Source organism: Collinsella aerofaciens (assembly GCF_039752775.1).
Taxonomy (GTDB): Bacteria; Actinomycetota; Coriobacteriia; order Coriobacteriales; family Coriobacteriaceae; genus Collinsella; species Collinsella aerofaciens_R.
The window spans coordinates 33,987-50,576 of sequence record NZ_JBDMGT010000003.1; the positions used below are offsets into that span (position 1 = coordinate 33,987).

Sequence of the window (16,590 nt, forward strand, 5' to 3'; positions counted from 1 at the left end):
CTGGTTTATGCACGTAAAGTCTGGGAATATACAAGGCGCATGTCTTACTGTCTAACCAGTTGCGCCAAGGAGGCACCATGGACTACAAGATTACCGGCTACGAGCCCGCCCAGCTGTTCCATTTCTTTGAGGAGGTCAGCGCGATTCCCCGCGGGTCTGGCAACGAGAAGGGCATCAGCGATTTCCTGGTCGCGTTTGCCAAGGAGCGCGGCCTCGATGTGTATCAGGACGAGGTCTACAACGTCATCATTCGCAAGCCCGCATCTGCCGGCGCCGAGAATGCCCCGACCGTGATGCTGCAGGGTCACATCGACATGGTGTGCGACAAGCTGGGCTCCGTTGAGCACGACTTTACGACCGATGGTATCGACCTGGTCGTCAAGGACGGCGTCCTCACCGCTAACGGCACCACGCTGGGCGCCGACAACGGTATTGCCGTCGCTCTGATGCTCACTGTTCTCGATGACGATTCGATCGTTCACCCCGCCCTCGAGTGCGTATTCACCACCGACGAGGAGACTGGCCTGGTCGGCGCCGAGACGCTCGACAAGTCCCAGATTAGCGCTCGCACCATGATTAACCTTGACTCCGAGGAAGAGGGCGTTGCCACCGTCAGCTGCGCCGGCGGCGTCGTCGTTACCTACACCTGCCCGATCGCGCGCGAGCACAAGACCGGTAGCACCCTCACGCTCGACATCTCCGGCCTGCTGGGCGGTCACTCCGGCAGCGATATCCACCTGGAGCGCGGCAACGGCAACCTCATCATGGCCCGCATCATCGACCGCCTGATGGTCGCCGGCGAGCCCGCCATCGTCAGCTTTAACGGCGGCACCAAGGACAACGCCATCAACCGTGAGTGCAAGGCTGTTCTGGTCTACGCCGACCATGCTGCTGCCGAGGCGGCGGCCCAGATCGCAAAGGGCATCATCGCCGACGTCACTGCCGAGCTCGAGGTCTTCGACCCCGGCTTTACCTGCACCGTCGAGATTGCCGACGACGCCGAGGTCGAGGCCATGGACCAGAAGTCCGCGCTTGCCCTCATCCGCGCTCTGCGTCTTGCCCCTAACGGCGTGATTCGCCGCAACGTCGCCACCGACGGCTCCGTCGAGGTTTCCTCCAACATCGGTGTGGTTGCCACCTCTGACGACCAGGTCAAGATCATGCTGTCCCCGCGCTCCTCGATCACCTCGCTGCAGAACGAGTTCAAGGACCGCCTGCAGACGCTTGCCGATGTCCTGGGCTTTGACGCCAAGTTTGAGTTCGAGTATCCCGGCTGGAGCTATGCCGAGCATTCGCCGGTCCGCGACGTTTTTGTCGAGAGCTATCGCGAGCTCTTTTGCTCCGAGCTGCGCATCGAGTCCATTCACGCCGGCCTTGAGTGCGGCCTGTTTGCCGAGGCCCTGCACGGCCTGGACGCCATCGCCGTGGGCCCGACGCTCTCCGATGTCCACACCCCGGACGAGAGCATGGAGCTCGCTTCTGCCGAGCGCTTCTACGAGCTGCTCATCGACGTCCTCAAGCGCCTCGCTGCGTAAAGGTCGCATTGACGGCGATCCAAAACCTTTGCTGATGGATTGCAAATGACATTACGAGAGGGGGTACCCGAGCTTTTGCGGCGGGTGCCCCCTCTCTTCTTTTAAGAAATGGGAAATTGATTGGCGTCTAGCCCATATCCGCCTTGATGAGGTCGAGGGTGCGCTGGCAGTTTTCGCGGACGGGCCCGAGCATATGCTTGCGCAGGTCCGCCATGCCGGGCAGATCGGCGTATTCGTCCATGACCTCTTCCATGCAAATGGGTACCTCGTAGGCGAGGTCCATCATGGTCGCAAAGCAAAACTTCTCGGATAGCCCGGCATCGGTGAGTGCCGCCTCCAGCGCGGGGTCGCCCATACCGTGGTATCGGCGGATAGCGCCTGGACCGATGCATCCCACACGGTTTTCGCCGCCAACGCTCATGGCGAGGCGCGCTTTTCGCCGCATACGTTCGTATGCCAGCCCAGATGCAACGTCATACATACGGGCCATCATAGCTGTGCCGCCGTTTCCAAGAAGCAGGGAATAGTTCTTCGCATGCGCGTCCGGTGCGCCGATGATGGCGTTAAAGAAAAGTATCTGCGTAAACAGATACAGGTTAAGTTGATGATGGCTCGTATTGACGAGGAGTTCCTGAATATCGCGTGCGGTCGGGCCGCCGTCTGCCGTGTACTTTTGAGCGGGCATCACTCCAAGGGCCTGACAGAGGTCTTCTTGATGTAGACGCCTGATCGTTCCGTCTTTGACTTTCACGCGGTCATAGCGCTCAACAATGAGGGCAGGTTCGTCCTCAAACATTCGATATTCGACGTTTGCCGTTGCGATACCGGCGCGCTGGGCGCTTTTCATGCAGACAAACTCATTGAGAGCCTCGAGTTTAAATCCGATAACGCCATTTTTTAAAATATGCGTCGTGGGCGAGGAGCCCATGCATTCGCACCAGCGGCCGTTTATGAACGCGAGCGCGAACTTGCCCTGGTTGCCTCCAAGTGACCAACTTTCATCTAGACCCATCCACGATGCATCGCGGTCATCTCTGATCGACTTGAGACGGAGAACAATTTCGTGGTCGTCTATAGGGCGGTATTCGCCAACGCGATGCAGGACGGCGTCGGCATCTTCTTCGGCACAAAACTGCACTCCGCCCGGACAGTCGAGTCCGATATGGCTGAGCAACGCAACGGGATTGTTGGGCCTAACGTCGAATTCGGCGGCAATCGCTTTTCGTTGGTCTTCGCTGTCGGGTAGAAGGCCAAACAGGTACGGATTCATGACCTGTTGTCCGTATGTGCGATTCGATACGGGTATGTTGGTCGATAGGGCTGGCCCGTCATAGTCATGATCGTAGGTAAAGCTGATAAGACCGTTCTCATCTTGCGTGAGCGTTCCCGCAGGTACACCGCAAATAAAGGTCCGAAGTGATGTTCTGGCCATTGGCTATTTCCCTTCGGGCTTGGTTTGGTTAGATGCGTTTGCGGCAATCGAGACTCCGAGATTGGACATGGCGAAATCGGCGAAGGCTTTGTCGTAGAGTTCAGACGTAAAGGGGGCGTCTGCAAGAACCGGAATGGCGGCACAGCAACGGTAGCTATGAGAGGGACGTTGAGCGCGATGGCGTCTGGGGGTGCTGCGAGTTTGCAGATCGGCATGCGGAACGTTGGCTGATTGCTCGTTATTCGTTTTGACGATATCCCCTTGAGCGGCGAGCGCCAGTCCGAGAGCATTAAAGATCACCAATAGCTTGTCGAGTCGAATGCCGGTGGCATCTCCCAGCTCGAGCGATGCGAGCAGGCGCTCCGAAACACCGGCTTTTTTAGCGAGGGCCGCACGGGTGATTCCCTGTGAGTCGCGTGCCTGGCGCACGTAGATGCCAGCTTGGCGCGGCGTGGTGATGGGAAGGGTATCCACGGCAATCTCCTAACGTGCAGACTTTTGCATATCAGTATGACATGCAAAAGTCTGCACGAATAGGCATTATGCAAAACTCTGCATGAGACTTCTACATTGACGTTGAGCTTATGAGAGGCGCTTTTTATATCGCGAGAATCCCCAGATGCTCAAGCAAGATCTTAAGCCCGATGAGGATGAGCACGACGCCACCCACGATGGTGGCGGGTTTTTCGTAGCGCGCGCCAAAGGTGTGGCCGATCGCTACGCCGGCGACGGAGAAGATAAACGTTGTGACGCCGATAAGCGATACAGCGGGAACGATATCGACCGAGAGCGCGGCAAACGAGATGCCCACGGCGAGCGCGTCAATCGAGGTGGCGATGGCAAGGATTAGGTACTCGCCCAGGTCGATCTTTTCGGCATCCTTGCCGTCGCCTTCATCCTCATCCTCGTCTTCGGTAAAGGCTTCCCACAGCATCTTGCCGCCGATAAAGGCCAAAAGGATAAAGGCAATCCAATGGTCGATGGGTCCGATGATGCCCATGAATTGACTGCCGAGTGCCCAACCGATCACGGGCATGCCGGCCTGAAACCCGCCAAAGAACAGACCGAGCACCACGGTGACTTTAAGGTTGATCTTTTTCATGCCAAGACCCTTGCAGATGGAAACGGCAAAGGCGTCCATCGAAAGGCCAACGGCGAGCAACATGAGCTCTGCGAGTCCCATAGTCTGGCTCCCTCTTTGCGGGCGAACCCGATTACACGACTACTCCCTCATTTATATGAAACCCGATGCTACCACATGAGCAGCTAAAAGAGCCCCGTCCCAAATGAGCTACCTAAGCGGTGTTCGCTCATTCTGTAAGCATCGGATTTCGCAAGCGTTGCGGGGACAAACCGTGAGAAACTATTTAGCGTTTATGGAGCGTATACGATGGGAGCGATGCCTTGGATAAGAACGAGCTGCAAAAGCGTATGGAACAGGCCATCCGCCTGACGGCACCTGGTCAGCCGATCCGCACCGCCCTCGACATGATCATTGCCGGTCACCTGGGTGCTCTTATCTGCGTCGGCGACACTGAAAACGTGCTCGCCGCCGGTAACGACGGCTTCCCGCTCAACATTTCGTTCACCTCGAACCGTCTGTTCGAGCTCTCCAAGATGGATGGCGCCATCGTCATCGACGGCGACCTCACCCAGATCCTGCGCGCCAACTTCCACCTCAATCCCGATCCCTCGCTTGCCACGAGCGAGACGGGCATGCGTCACCGCACCGCCGCTCGCATGTCGGTGCTCACCGATGCCATCGTGATCTCGGTCTCGGCCCGTCGTGCCGTCGTCAACGTGTACGTTCACGGCAAGAGCTACGAGATCCAGCCCGTCACCACTATCATGAGCTCGGTCAACCAGCTCGTCGCCACGCTCCAGACCACCCGTCAGTCGCTCGATCGCTCCCTGCTGCGCCTGACGGCCCTCGAGCTCGACGACTACGTTACGCTCGCCGACATTACCGGTATTTTCTCGAGCTTCGAGATCATGCAGCAGGCAAAGACCGAGCTTAAGGATTGCATCGTCAAGCTGGGCAACCAGGGCAAGCTCGTGCAGATGCAGCTCGAGCAGCTCGCCGGCTCCAGCATGGATACCGAGTACGACCTGATGATTCGCGACTACGCGAGCGATTCCTCCGAGGCAAACGCCGAGAAGATTCGCGCCGAGCTTGCTCGCATGACGCCTAAGGACCTGTCCGACCCACAGCATGTGGCGGCGGTTCTGGGTTACGACGACCTGGACGAGGACTCTGTCATGACGCCGCTGGGCCTGCGCACGCTTTCGCGCGTGTCCGTCGTGCGCGACGGCGTGGCCGAGAAAATCGTCGACGAGTACGGCTCGCTGCAGGAGCTCATGGACGACATCAGCGAGGATCCGGAGCGCCTGGGCGACTTTGGCGTCAACAACCCTGCTATTCTTGCGGACTCGCTGTACCGCATGAAGGGCACCAAACAGGGGAACGCATAATGGCGCCCGTATGCGCCGTGGTCGTTGCCGGCGGCAGCGGCCAGCGCTTTGGAAATCCCGGTGGCAAGCAGCTCGTTAACGTGGCGGGCCGTCCGCTTATGAGCTGGTCCATCCGCGCATTTGACCGTAGCGATAAGGTCGGCCACATCGTCGTGGTTTGCCCTGCCGAGCGTCGTGCCGAGATGCGACGCCTGGCCATCGACCCGTTTGACTATGACACGCCCATCAGCTTTGCCGATGCCGGCGCGACCCGCCAGGATTCCACCCGTGCCGGTGTGCGTGCGGTTCCGGCGGGCTTTGAATACGTTGCCATTCACGATGGCGCTCGTCCGCTCATTACGACCGAGGCCATCGACCACGCTATCGACGTGCTCGTGAGCGACCGTGCCCTCGACGGTGTCGTGTGCGGTCAGCCCGCGATTGACACGCTCAAGATCGTCGACGGCGACAACATCGTCGAGACGCCGCCGCGCGAGCTGTACTGGGCCGCGCAGACGCCGCAGATCTTTAGTGTCGACGCCATGAAACGCGCCCATGCCGCGGCGATTGCTGAGGGCTTTATCGGCACGGACGATTCGTCGCTGGTCGAGCGCATGGGTGGGCGTGTCCGCTGCGTCCAGAGCCCGCGCGATAACCTTAAGGTGACGGTGCCCGAGGACCTGCGTCCCGTAACCGCGATTCTGCTCGGCCGCATGGCCGAGGGAGAGGACCTTCCCCATGTTCAGTAACCTGCGCATTGGACACGGCTACGATGTTCACCGTCTGGTGGAGGGGCGTCGATGTATTATCGGCGGTGTCGACATTCCCTACGAGCGCGGTCTGCTGGGCCACTCGGATGCCGATGTGCTCGCGCACGCGCTGGCCGACGCCATTCTGGGCGCCTGCCGCGGGGGAGACATCGGCAAGCTGTTCCCCGACACCGATCCTGCCTATGAGGGCGCCGACTCGATGGTGCTGCTTGCCCGTGTGATGGACTATGCGCGCGAGCTGGGCTTTGAGTTTGTCGATGCCGATTGCACCATTGCCTGCCAGCAGCCCAAGATCACCCCGCACCGCGATGCCATGCGCGCCAACCTGGCCCATGCCCTGGGCGTTGACGTCGAAAACGTGGGCGTCGCCGCCACTACGACCGAAAAACTCGGCTGGGAAGGCCAAGGCGAGGGAATTGGCGCCTGGGCCGTCTGCCTGCTACAGAAAACCGTTAAGGAGTAACGAATGCGTATCTACAACAGCGCTACCCATAAAAAGGAAGAGTTCCAGCCCATCGAGCCCGGTAAGGTCCGCATGTATGTGTGCGGCCCCACGGTCTACGACAACATCCACATCGGCAACGCCCGCACGTTCATCAGCTTTGACGTGATTCGCCGCTGGCTCATCGCGAGCGGCTACGAGGTCACGTTCGCTCAGAACCTCACCGATGTCGATGACAAGATCATCAAGCGCGCCAACGAGCAAGGCCGTACGGCTGCCGAGGTTGCGACGGAGTTCTCCGACAAGTTCATCGGCGTCATGCGCGCTGCCAACGTGCTCGATCCCGATGTGCGTCCCCGCGCCACCAAAGAGATCGGTCCCATGATCGCCATGATCAAGACGCTTATCGAGCAGGGCCACGCTTACGCAGCCGATAACGGCGATGTGTACTTTGCCGTGCGCAGCGATCCCAACTACGGCCAGGTCTCGGGCCGCAACATCGACGACCTCATGGTGGGTGCGCGCATCGAGGAGAACGAGGACAAGAACGACCCGCTCGACTTTGCCCTGTGGAAGGCCGCCAAGCCCGGCGAGCCCAGCTGGCCGAGCCCCTGGGGCGAGGGCCGTCCTGGTTGGCACACCGAGTGCGCCGCCATGGTGCACCGCTATCTGGGCACTCCGATCGACATTCACGGCGGCGGCTCCGACTTGGCCTTCCCGCATCACGAGAACGAGTGCGCCCAGGCCACCTGCGCCTGGCACCAGGGTTTCTCCAACACCTGGATGCACACGGGCATGCTGCTGGTAGACGGCGAGAAGATGTCCAAGTCGCTCGGTAACTTCTTTACGCTGGCCGAGGTGCTCGAGCAGCACTCTGCCGCGGCTCTGCGCTTGCTGATGCTGCAGACGAGCTATCGCTCGCCGCTCGACTTCTCCTGGGAGCGCCTGGAGGGTGCCGAGAATTCGCTCACACGTATCGCCGGTACGGTCGAGAACCTGCGTTGGGCTGCGAACCACGCGACGGCCAACGCCGATGAGGCTGCCGCCGAGGCGTTTGCCGCCAAGGCCGCCGAGACTCGTGCCGCCTTTAAGGAGTGCATGGACGACGACTTTAACACCGCCGGTGCCATGGGCGTCGTCTTTGGCTTTGTCACCGAGTGCAACCAGTATCTGGAGCAGGCGGGCGATGCTGCCGACAAGGCCGCCGCGCTTGCTGCCGCCGATACGCTGGCCGAGCTGCTCGATACGTTTGGCGTTGAACTTCCCGAGCCCAAGGTCGAGCTGCCGCTGGGTCTGCTCGGCGTTGCCGCCGGCCTGGTTGCCTACACGGGCGACGACGTGGACGAGGCCGCTGCCAAGATTCTCGAGGCCCGCGCCGAGGCTCGTGCCGCCAAGAACTGGGATCTGGCAGATGCCATCCGCGATCAGCTCAAGGACCTGGGCCTCACGATCGAGGATACTGCCGCCGGTACCCGTATCAAATCTCTCTAATCCCTGCGGGTTTCCCAAGCACCCGACCTTGCCGTTCAAACCGTCGCTCGCGTACTCAAGTACGCGTCGCTCCTCTTTCACGGCAATCTCGGGCACTTGGAAAACCCGTACCGACCGCCCGAATTAATATTCATAGGCGGTCGTTTATTTTGTTTCGATTGATAGTTGTATTTAGGAGGTCGCTTTATGGCCGACAATCGCAAGCGTGCGCCTCGTGGCGGCAAGCAGGCTGCTTCTAGCTCGCGTCCGATTCGCCGCAATGATCGCGCTGCCGCTCCTAAGGGCCAGCGCGATCGCGCCCAGGCCGCTCGTCCGCAGCGCGATCGCAACCGCGGCGCTGTTCAGGCCCCCAAGGGCGAGTTTATCGAAGGCCGTCGTGCTGCCGCCGAGGCGCTACGCACCGGTTTTCCCATCAAGTGCGCGCTCATCGCCGAGGGCGGGGAGCGCGATGCCGCCCTGTCGCGCCTGGTCGATGACCTCAATGCCGCGGGTGTCCGCATTAAGTACGTGCCGCGTGCACAGCTCGATGCGCTGTCGAGCCATGGCGCTCACCAGGGCATCGCACTCGAGGTAGGCAACTTCCCCTATGCCGATGTCGCCGATATCCTCGACCGTGCGGGCGACGGTCCGGCGCTTGTCGTGGTGCTCGACCACGTGACCGACGACGGTAACTTCGGCGCCATCGTGCGCTCCGCCGAGGTCGTGGGCGCCGCGGGCGTTATCATCGCCAACAAGCGTGCCGCTGGCGTAACCGTGGGCAGCTACAAGACGTCAGCCGGCGCCGTCATGCATTTGCCCATCGCGCAGGTTCCCAATATCGCCCGTGCGCTCGATGACCTCAAGGCCGCTGGCTTTTGGGTGGGCGGTGCCTCCGAGCACGCCGAGGGCAGCTGCTGGGACGCCCCCTTCGAGGGCCGCGTTGCGCTCGTCATGGGCTCTGAGGGCGACGGCATCTCGCGCCTGGTGCTCGAGAAATGCGACTTTTTGACCAAGCTTCCCCAGCGCGGCATGACCGAGAGCCTCAATGTTGCCCAGGCAACGACGGCGCTATGCTTTGAGTGGCTGCGCCGCAACGCAGGCGAGCTCATGGGGGAGGAGTAACGCATGTCCAAGAAGAACCGTGCCAAGTCCAAGGCCAAGCGCTTTGGCGAAGGCTCGGCCAAGCCGATTGTTTCGGCCGCGACCTATGGCGTGGGCGGCAATGCGTTTGCACAGGCTATCGCCGACCCAGTCTCGACGGTGCATTCCAATAAGCCCGAGCTGCTGGTGGTCGACGGCTACAACGTGATCCACTGCACGCCGCGCTACGAAAAGCTCGTCTACGACCATTCCGACGATCCGTATTCCAGCGACGTCCACGATATGGCGCGCACCGCACTCATCAACGATGTTGCGGCGTTTGCCCAGGGCCGCTACGAGGCCGTGATCGTGTTCGACGGCGCGGGCAATATCTCCAGCGAGCGCCCCAACCTGCCGGCCCGCGGCGTGCGCATCGAGTTTTCGCCGACGGGCGTCTCTGCCGATACCGTGGTGCAGAAGCTCTGCATCGAGGCACGCGAGGAGGGCCGCGCGTGCTCCGTGGTATCGAGTGACGGCACAATCCAGGCCGTCGTCATGGGCAAGGGCGTCACGCGCATCTCGAGCCGCATGCTGGTGGACGAGATCAAACAGATCGATAACGACGTTCACGAAGCCGAGGAAGCCCCGCAGATCAAGATGACCCTGGGCAGCCGCCTGAGCCCCGATGCCCTGGCCAAGCTCAAGGCCCTTCGCGGGAGGTAGGGAAGTTGGCGGGGCAATGCTGCCTCGCTAACTCCATTCAGCGATGTCGATCATTCTTTCGAGGCGCCACGTTAGCGCCTCTTTTAGATAAGGCAGTCTCGCTGCTAGGGCATCGTTTTTAGACAGAATCTCGATCGCCTCGTCGACAAAGCCCTCGAGTTTGTCGCCGTCAAACCAGCCCATGTCCTCGACGAGCAACATTTGTTTGGCGGGACTTGAATGAAATTGTGCGCTGGTAAAACTGTGCTCTCCCGCCCTAAGCTCCTCTAGTGATATGTTGCACCAGAGTGATGAGCCCGAATCGAAGATGGGGGCTGGTCTGCAGGCCAGTGAGTTGACGTTTCGCACGAGGCCGAAGTTGCGCCAATGACGGTCGTAGTTGGCAATGATGTCATCGCATACGATCATGCGGTCAAGGGCGTCTTTTATATCTGTCGCTCCAAGCTCCTCGCTGTTTGCTACATACCGTTCGTAATCGGTTAGTCGCTCGTCTGCATTTGCATGCTGGTTTACATAGAACGCAGGGACATATTCTTCTTCGTCAGTTAAGAAGACATTGCATGTGCTCAAGGCGGAAGTACCCGCGCCTTCGAGCGAATAGGGTACATAATCGCAACCGTTTAGGATGCGACGGTGAAGTGCAGTCGCCACCAGCTCGTTATAAGGTTCCTGGTTTAGATGTGCACCTGCCTTGTGGAGGATTCGACGGTCACCCTCGCATGTCCAGTACTTTTGAAGATTGCCGTCCGAGGTGTTGTCAGGCTTTGCGGCAGCTGCCTTACCCTCCGGGGCGAAGGGTGCAATGGTTAGCGAGACGTCGTCAAAAGCATTATTGAAGAAATTGATATCTTCCCACGCGAGACCGGAGTCTTGGGGCCTAATCCAATACTGGTCGGATAAGGAGAGGCCAAGATTTCGCTGTACGAGTTCATCGGGAACATCGACTGCGGCTTCTGCAAGCAGGGAGGCTAGCCCAATGCGTGCGAGCGGGATACCGCGGCCGCGCCACCAGATGCGGAAGGAGTCGAGCGATACAGGTTTGCTGGGAGCAAAAACTCCAATAGGGGCGTGGGCACGATCGACGTCGGCGCCGATGTGGGTGAAGTCTTTCCGTGATCTGCTGTAGACCAGCTGGGCCACTTCGTGCGTGCGGTTCATGAGGGTAAACGTAATCTCGCTTTTTCCATGGCCTCGACGGGGGCGTCCCCCCGTTTTGGTCACGGAGCGGAGTCGTGCGTTGACGCTGTCTTTGTCGATGAGCCATACACCAGAAGCCTTGCGTGCCTCAAGTGCTCCGTTTTTTATGAGCTCTTGCACCCTGCGCGGGGTGATGTCGAGTAGCTCTGCAGCTTCCTTCGTGGTCAACATCGCGAAACCCTTCGCCAGAACGAATAGTTTTATCTATTCCATTGTAATTAAAACTATTCGTTCTGACGAATAGTTTTAAGATGTGGTCGGTCAAAGGGTCTGTTGCGCCTCGTCCGCAATTCCTTTATTCTTATCTGGCTTCGCGCGAAAGTGCCAAGTGTGCCAGTGTGGCGCAACGGTAGCGCAACTGATTTGTAATCAGTGGGTTGCAGGTTCGATTCCTGTCACTGGCTCCATGAGAGTTTCGGGCTCTGTTCCCTTGTGGGACAGGGCCCGTTTCTATTTAGGTGGTGCGCCATCGGGTTAGCGCCCATTCCGTTTTTGGTTTGTCTCGTCCTCCAGTTTGTCTAAATCTGTAACACCAAGACCGATATTTGGCATCTAACTGTTACAGATTGAGATAAAACTTAGGGTGTTTCAGGAATATCTTGATCTGTAACATGTAGAAGCGGAATAGGCCTCTTGCTGTTACAGATCGAGACAAGGGCGGGTGCGGACCTGGACGTCCTGCTCGAGCGTGGATTTCTGGACACGCGAGAGAAGAAAATCTGCCGGCCGGAGAACGAGCGTGGATAATTAACTTGGATAGGGAGCTAAGGTAAACACCGATTGTCTATCGAAGGCTTCAGAAACAACGACCCCGATTTCATTGTGGAATCGGGGTCGTTTGTGCCTCAGGAATCCGAATGGATTAATCGAGCCCCTAAGGGACTTCTTGGGTTCTTGCTAACGGTCTGCCGAGGATGTCCCCAATGCAAACAGCGGGCATTTACTCAATATAGTTAGGATTCTTCTTGATAATCACGCGTGCAGCGATGAACGAGACGACGATGGCGATGACGGCGACAACGCACGCCAGTACGAAGTTGCCCATGGATCCATCGGGAGCGATAAAGATCAGCGCAGAAAGAAGACCGGGGCATGCTCCCGCAACATACTCCTTCAGGACGAAGATACCTGCAGGGAGTCCCGCGCAGAGGGCGCCGATTGCCGTGCCGACAAGCAGGCGGGGACGCTCGATGAGGCAGCCGTAAAATGCGGGCTCAGTTACGCCGCAAAGTGCGGTGACGGCAACCGTGGTGACCATACCTCTCTTCTCCTTGTTGCCTTTCATTGCAGTTGCCAAGGCGAGACTCGTGCCGCCAATGCAGAGGTTTGAGATGAAGCCAAAGATGATGGGCGCCCAGCCGAGCTGCGCCAAGCTCGTAACTTCGATCGCGATGTAGGCCTTATCAAGACCGAGCATGACAAAATAGGGGTTAAGGGCTGCAAGGATTGGAGTAGCGATAAATGCCACGTTATCCATGAGCCACGTGGCGGCATCACTCAGCGCGTAGCCCATCATGCTGCCGGCGGGGCCGAGGATAATCAGCTCAACAGGCACGACGATGAACATGGTGAGCAGCGGCTTCAAGAACAGTTTGGTAATGTCGGGGATGATTTTCTGAAGACCGCGATCAACAAAGTACATGAACACAACGCCCAGTACGATTGGCACCACCGTGCTCGAGTAGTCATTCGTCGGGATGGGGATGCCAAGAAAGTCGAGACCCTCAGCACCGCTAATAGACGAGCTAATCATGATTGCGCCCAGCAGTGCGCCCATGATAGGCTGCATCTTCATGACGGCGGCGAGCTGATAGCCGAGGTAAACGGGCAGGAAGCTAAATGAGGCGCTGAAGATCGCCAGCAGAACCTGGGCGGTTCCGCTATCGGTGCTCAATCCACAATAATTGACCAGGAGATTCTTGATCGAAAGAATGAGTCCGCCAACGATGAGCGCCGGGACGATGGGCATGAATACCTGTGCGGAGACATTTCCGAATTTCTCAACTAGGCTCATGGCAGTGTTGCCGCTTTTGATACCCTCTGCAAGATCCTTGGCGGTTTGGGCATCGTCGGCAACCGCGCCTCCGCCGACTTCGATTCCCGCGAAGTCGAGGAAGTCGTTGTAAGCCTCGGTGACGTTGGGGCCGATGATCACCTGAAGCTGGCCACCGCTGACTACTGCCCCGAGCGCCTGGTCGGCCGATTTGGCGAGCTGGAGATCGATGATCGAGGTGTCTCGTGCGTCGATGCGAAGGCGCGTCGCACAATGAGTTACCGATGTAATGTTCTCTTTGCCGCCAACAGCCTTTAGGACTGTTTCGGACATTGCCTGATATTTCATCTCTTTCTCCTAACCTTCCTGCTCCTGATACTTCGAGATAAGGTCTCGGTACCAATACCAGCTCTTTTTGGGGGTGCGCTCCAGATTGTTCTCGAAGTCGATATGGACAAGTCCGTATCGTTTTTCGTAGCCGTTGATCCAGCTATACAGATCCATCGTCGACCAAAGGTAGTAGCCCTCAACGCGTGCGCCGTCGCGCTTAGCCCTCATCATGTGCTCGATGAACTGGCCCAGAAGCTCGATGCGGTCATCATCGTGGATCATTCCGTCTGCGTCTGGTTGCTCATAGGCGCCATGTCCGTTTTCCGTAATAAAGATGCGGGGCGCGTCATAGCGCTCATGGACATCCATGATGGTTGAATACATGCAACTTGGGAGTATTTCGCGGCCCCATTTATTGCGGGGAACATTGCTGTCGCGGGCGCTTTCAAACAAGGGTGCAATGCATTTTCCTTCGACCTTTTTGCTCGAACCGCCCTTATTGTTCGCCGAAACGGCAAGCTCTCCACCGTGCCAGTCGGTTACATACTCTCGGCAATACACGTTGAGTCCAATAAAATCGACTTTACCGTCTCTGAATTCTTCTACGTCATTTGGGGATCGATAGAGCGAGACGCCAAGTTTTTCAAGGATTTCGTCCATTTCTGGCGGCAGTTGACCCTGAAGTGCTGGTGCCAGAATCATGCGATTGGCGAAAAAGTCTGCGTATCGAAATACGTCATCGGGGTGCTCGGTTGCCGGGTCGAGTTCGACAACGCCGCCATCGTGGACGGCGCCGATGATGCCGTCGTAGCCCATTTGACGATATGCTCGGACTGCGAGTGCGCTTGCGCGCATCAGGTTGTACTGAAACTGCATGTACGACTGAACGTCGAGCGATCGATTGGGGGGATAGTTGCCCAACATGTTTACGCAGTAGCTGTAGAAATGCGGCTCGTTAACGGTAGCCCAGATTTTGACGCGGTCTCCAAAGCGCTCAAAGCAAATCTTGGCGTATTTGCAGAACCACTCTGCCATGTCGTTGTTCAGCCATCCGCCTTTGCAAGCAAGCGTGAATGGCAGATCGTAATGGAACAGCGTAACGTTGGGCTCTATGCCATTTTCGAGGCAGCAATCAATGACCCGATTATAAAAATCGATACCCTTTTCATTCACTTCGCCGATACCCGTGGGGATGATTCGACTCCATGAAAGAGAGAAGCGATAGGTGTTTTGTCCGCCTTCTTTCATCATGCGGATATCTTCTTCATAGCGATGGTAGAAGTCGCAAGATACATCACCGTCAACATGGTTGATGTTCTTATTGCTTGTGTGGTTAAAGAAATCCCACTCGCCGAGGCCTTTGCCGTCTTCGTTCCAGGCACCCTCGCACTGATAAGACGCCGTGGCGGAACCCCAGAGAAACGGCATGTTGTTCACGTTGCCCATGAATCCCCTTTCCATCATTCAACACGGTGGATACGTGTGACGGAATTACGATTAAGATGACGTCAACTGATTTGAATCATAGGAGAACGACCAAAGCTGTTTGATTCAATAAATGAACCATAATATCGAGGAGAGCGGAAAGAGAGATCACGTGAATATCAATGACTTCGATGTGCTCAATCGCATTAGCTCCATCATCAACAGCGAGTTTGGGTCAAACGATGCCGCCATCGCTCGATATCTCATCGCTCACATTAGGCGTTCGAGCGAAATCAATGTTGCCGCAATAACCCGCGATGCATTCGTGACCCGTTCCGCTGTTCGTCGTTTCTGCAATCGATTGGGCTACCAGTCTCTTAGCGATTTGAAAGAATCATTTACTCAATCAGTCTTTCCAAGCGACTTAAGCCATCGAGAGGAGGAATTTGGCTACGAGGAGTACAGGGCAGAGCTCGACGTTCGCATGATCGAGATGTTCGCTGAGGTTGAAAGCGGCGTGTCCGATATCGCTATTAAGCACCTTGCCGACGAAATTGATGGCCATAAAAACGTTGAAATCTGGTGCACCAATAATGTGAGCGCCAATCTCGTACGATTTCAGCAGGAAATGTTTTATGCGGGCAAGATAGTTCGCATAGTTGCTGGGGCTAACGTCGCGGAATTGAAAAACATGGGAGACGCTTCGCAGTCATTGATAATTCTCGTATCGGTCTCCGGGCTATTTGCGTCACAGGCGCGAGAGTATCTTGATTGCCGTTCGGGCAGGAAGATTCTAATTACTGCGTTTAGCAACGATGACAAATCGAGGTCTTTTGACCGTGTAGATCGTCTTGGCAATGCGGGAAACGGAATTGACCGACTCGGCGTTTATTCGAAATACGCCATGACCTATTTCTTCGACTTGCTATCGTCGTGTTACTTGAGCCGCTACCCCTGCACCAAGGGGGAGCCGCTCTATGGGTCTACTTTGGTCTGGCCCGAGTAGTAGCGGCTCTATAGTTCTCCCGTCTGGAGAATGAGAGTGGATAATCTCCAACTTTGGGCTTAGAGCCGCGCTAAAAGCGGGAGATTATCCACGCTTGAACGTGCCGTGGAAGCACGATCGCGACCTATGTAATAGTGCAAGGTAATAGTGCAAGAGGGTCGTTATCAAAGGTCGGTGCAGCAGATGTACTCCACTATGCCAAAGTGTTCCCTCGGGAAATGTCACCGCTACATGCAAATCCACCGTCCTCTATATCCAAACTCAGCAAAACAGCAGGTCAAAGGTATATAGATACGCCCGGCACCGTGTATATAGAGGTTTTCGTTGACAGCCCCCAAGGTTGCATCGTATTATCTTTTTCGTTCGCGGGGGCGGCGGTCCAAAACACCAAAGAACCTGCGGATACTTGAACGATTGGGAGTTTGCCCGAGTGGTTAATGGGGACGGGCTGTAAACCCGTTGGCTCTGCCTACATAGGTTCGAATCCTATAGCTCCCACCCGTCAAGTGCCTGTATAGCTCAGTCGGTAGAGCACTTCGTTGGTAACGAAGAGGTCACCAGTTCAAGTCTGGTTGCAGGCTCCATCCGGCGGTGTAGCTCAGTTGGTTAGAGCACACGGTTCATACCCGTGGCGTCACTGGTTCGAATCCAGTCACCGCTACCATAGGTAACACGGTGGCTTCTCAATAGTATGTTGAGAGGCCACTATGGTATAAAGGCAAAGTCCCGTCCGGGG

The 16,590-nt window shown here is 57.3% G+C and carries 14 protein-coding genes and 4 tRNA genes; 12 read left to right on the forward strand and 6 right to left on the reverse strand.

Features of this window, described 5'->3' with window-relative positions; all coding sequences use genetic code 11:
* Nucleotides 1-77: 77 nt before the first annotated feature.
* Nucleotides 78-1,535, forward strand: a complete 1,458-nt coding sequence (locus tag ABHR63_RS01545; protein WP_346964770.1) for an aminoacyl-histidine dipeptidase — start codon at nt 78-80, stop codon at nt 1,533-1,535.
* A gap of 127 nt (nt 1,536-1,662) precedes the next feature.
* Here the strand turns inward: ABHR63_RS01545 and ABHR63_RS01550 are convergent, their stop codons facing one another.
* The 3 genes from ABHR63_RS01550 to ABHR63_RS01560 form a co-directional block, all read right to left on the reverse strand.
* Complete coding sequence (locus ABHR63_RS01550) at nt 1,663-2,967, reverse strand: type II toxin-antitoxin system HipA family toxin (protein ID WP_346964769.1); 1,305 nt, start codon at nt 2,965-2,967, stop codon at nt 1,663-1,665.
* A 3-nt stretch (nt 2,968-2,970) separates the two neighbouring features.
* A complete protein-coding gene (locus tag ABHR63_RS01555) occupies nt 2,971-3,441 on the reverse strand; it encodes a helix-turn-helix domain-containing protein (RefSeq protein WP_346964768.1) in 471 nt (156 codons plus the stop codon).
* 124 nt (nt 3,442-3,565) lie between these two features.
* Nucleotides 3,566-4,150 carry a manganese efflux pump MntP gene (locus ABHR63_RS01560; protein ID WP_346964767.1) on the reverse strand — a complete coding sequence of 195 codons (585 nt, stop codon included), beginning with the start codon at nt 4,148-4,150 and terminating at the stop codon, nt 3,566-3,568.
* Nucleotides 4,151-4,398: 248 nt separating this feature from the next.
* Between ABHR63_RS01560 and disA the strand changes: the two genes are divergently transcribed.
* From disA to ABHR63_RS01590, 6 genes are all read left to right on the forward strand, one after another.
* Nucleotides 4,399-5,439: a DNA integrity scanning diadenylate cyclase DisA gene (gene disA / locus ABHR63_RS01565; protein WP_006234973.1), complete on the forward strand. Its 1,041-nt coding sequence runs from the start codon at nt 4,399-4,401 to the stop codon at nt 5,437-5,439.
* Complete coding sequence (gene ispD / locus ABHR63_RS01570; RefSeq protein WP_238057643.1) at nt 5,439-6,167, forward strand: 2-C-methyl-D-erythritol 4-phosphate cytidylyltransferase; 729 nt, start codon at nt 5,439-5,441, stop codon at nt 6,165-6,167. Before disA ends, ispD begins: the two co-directional genes overlap by 1 nt.
* On the forward strand, nt 6,157-6,651 hold the full coding sequence (gene ispF, locus ABHR63_RS01575; RefSeq protein ID WP_006234975.1) for a 2-C-methyl-D-erythritol 2,4-cyclodiphosphate synthase: 495 nt from the start codon (nt 6,157-6,159) through the stop codon (nt 6,649-6,651). The genes ispD and ispF overlap by 11 nt, the downstream gene beginning before the upstream one ends.
* 3 nt (nt 6,652-6,654) lie before the next feature.
* Nucleotides 6,655-8,121 (forward strand): cysteine--tRNA ligase, encoded by a 1,467-nt coding sequence (gene cysS / locus ABHR63_RS01580; RefSeq protein WP_195625128.1) that lies wholly within the window; start codon nt 6,655-6,657, stop codon nt 8,119-8,121.
* 186 nt (nt 8,122-8,307) lie between these two features.
* Nucleotides 8,308-9,222, forward strand: coding sequence for a 23S rRNA (guanosine(2251)-2'-O)-methyltransferase RlmB (gene rlmB / locus ABHR63_RS01585; protein ID WP_238057645.1), 915 nt, complete (start codon nt 8,308-8,310; stop codon nt 9,220-9,222).
* A 3-nt stretch (nt 9,223-9,225) separates the two neighbouring features.
* On the forward strand, nt 9,226-9,903 hold the full coding sequence (locus ABHR63_RS01590) for an NYN domain-containing protein (protein ID WP_006234978.1): 678 nt from the start codon (nt 9,226-9,228) through the stop codon (nt 9,901-9,903).
* A 27-nt stretch (nt 9,904-9,930) separates the two neighbouring features.
* Here the strand turns inward: ABHR63_RS01590 and ABHR63_RS01595 are convergent, their stop codons facing one another.
* On the reverse strand, nt 9,931-11,271 hold the full coding sequence (locus tag ABHR63_RS01595) for a DNA-binding protein (RefSeq protein ID WP_346964766.1): 1,341 nt from the start codon (nt 11,269-11,271) through the stop codon (nt 9,931-9,933).
* A 161-nt stretch (nt 11,272-11,432) separates the two neighbouring features.
* Between ABHR63_RS01595 and ABHR63_RS01600 the strand changes: the two genes are divergently transcribed.
* Nucleotides 11,433-11,507, forward strand: a tRNA-Thr gene (locus ABHR63_RS01600).
* A gap of 533 nt (nt 11,508-12,040) precedes the next feature.
* Here ABHR63_RS01600 and ABHR63_RS01605 read toward each other — a convergent pair.
* Nucleotides 12,041-13,441, reverse strand: a complete 1,401-nt coding sequence (locus tag ABHR63_RS01605; protein WP_271730173.1) for a PTS transporter subunit EIIC — start codon at nt 13,439-13,441, stop codon at nt 12,041-12,043.
* A gap of 9 nt (nt 13,442-13,450) precedes the next feature.
* Nucleotides 13,451-14,869, reverse strand: a complete 1,419-nt coding sequence (locus ABHR63_RS01610; protein ID WP_195625132.1) for a glycoside hydrolase family 1 protein — start codon at nt 14,867-14,869, stop codon at nt 13,451-13,453.
* A 151-nt stretch (nt 14,870-15,020) separates the two neighbouring features.
* Between ABHR63_RS01610 and ABHR63_RS01615 the strand changes: the two genes are divergently transcribed.
* The 4 genes from ABHR63_RS01615 to ABHR63_RS01630 all read left to right on the forward strand — a co-directional run bounded on the left by ABHR63_RS01615 (nt 15,021) and on the right by ABHR63_RS01630 (nt 16,518).
* The gene (locus ABHR63_RS01615; protein ID WP_346964765.1) at nt 15,021-15,854 is read left to right on the forward strand and encodes a MurR/RpiR family transcriptional regulator; all 834 of its coding nucleotides are present in this window, start codon (nt 15,021-15,023) and stop codon (nt 15,852-15,854) included.
* Nucleotides 15,855-16,270: 416 nt separating this feature from the next.
* Nucleotides 16,271-16,352: transfer RNA gene (locus ABHR63_RS01620), tRNA-Tyr, on the forward strand.
* 10 nt (nt 16,353-16,362) lie between these two features.
* Nucleotides 16,363-16,438: transfer RNA gene (locus ABHR63_RS01625), tRNA-Thr, on the forward strand.
* Between the two features lie 3 nt (nt 16,439-16,441).
* Nucleotides 16,442-16,518: transfer RNA gene (locus ABHR63_RS01630), tRNA-Met, on the forward strand.
* Nucleotides 16,519-16,590 lie beyond the last annotated feature (72 nt).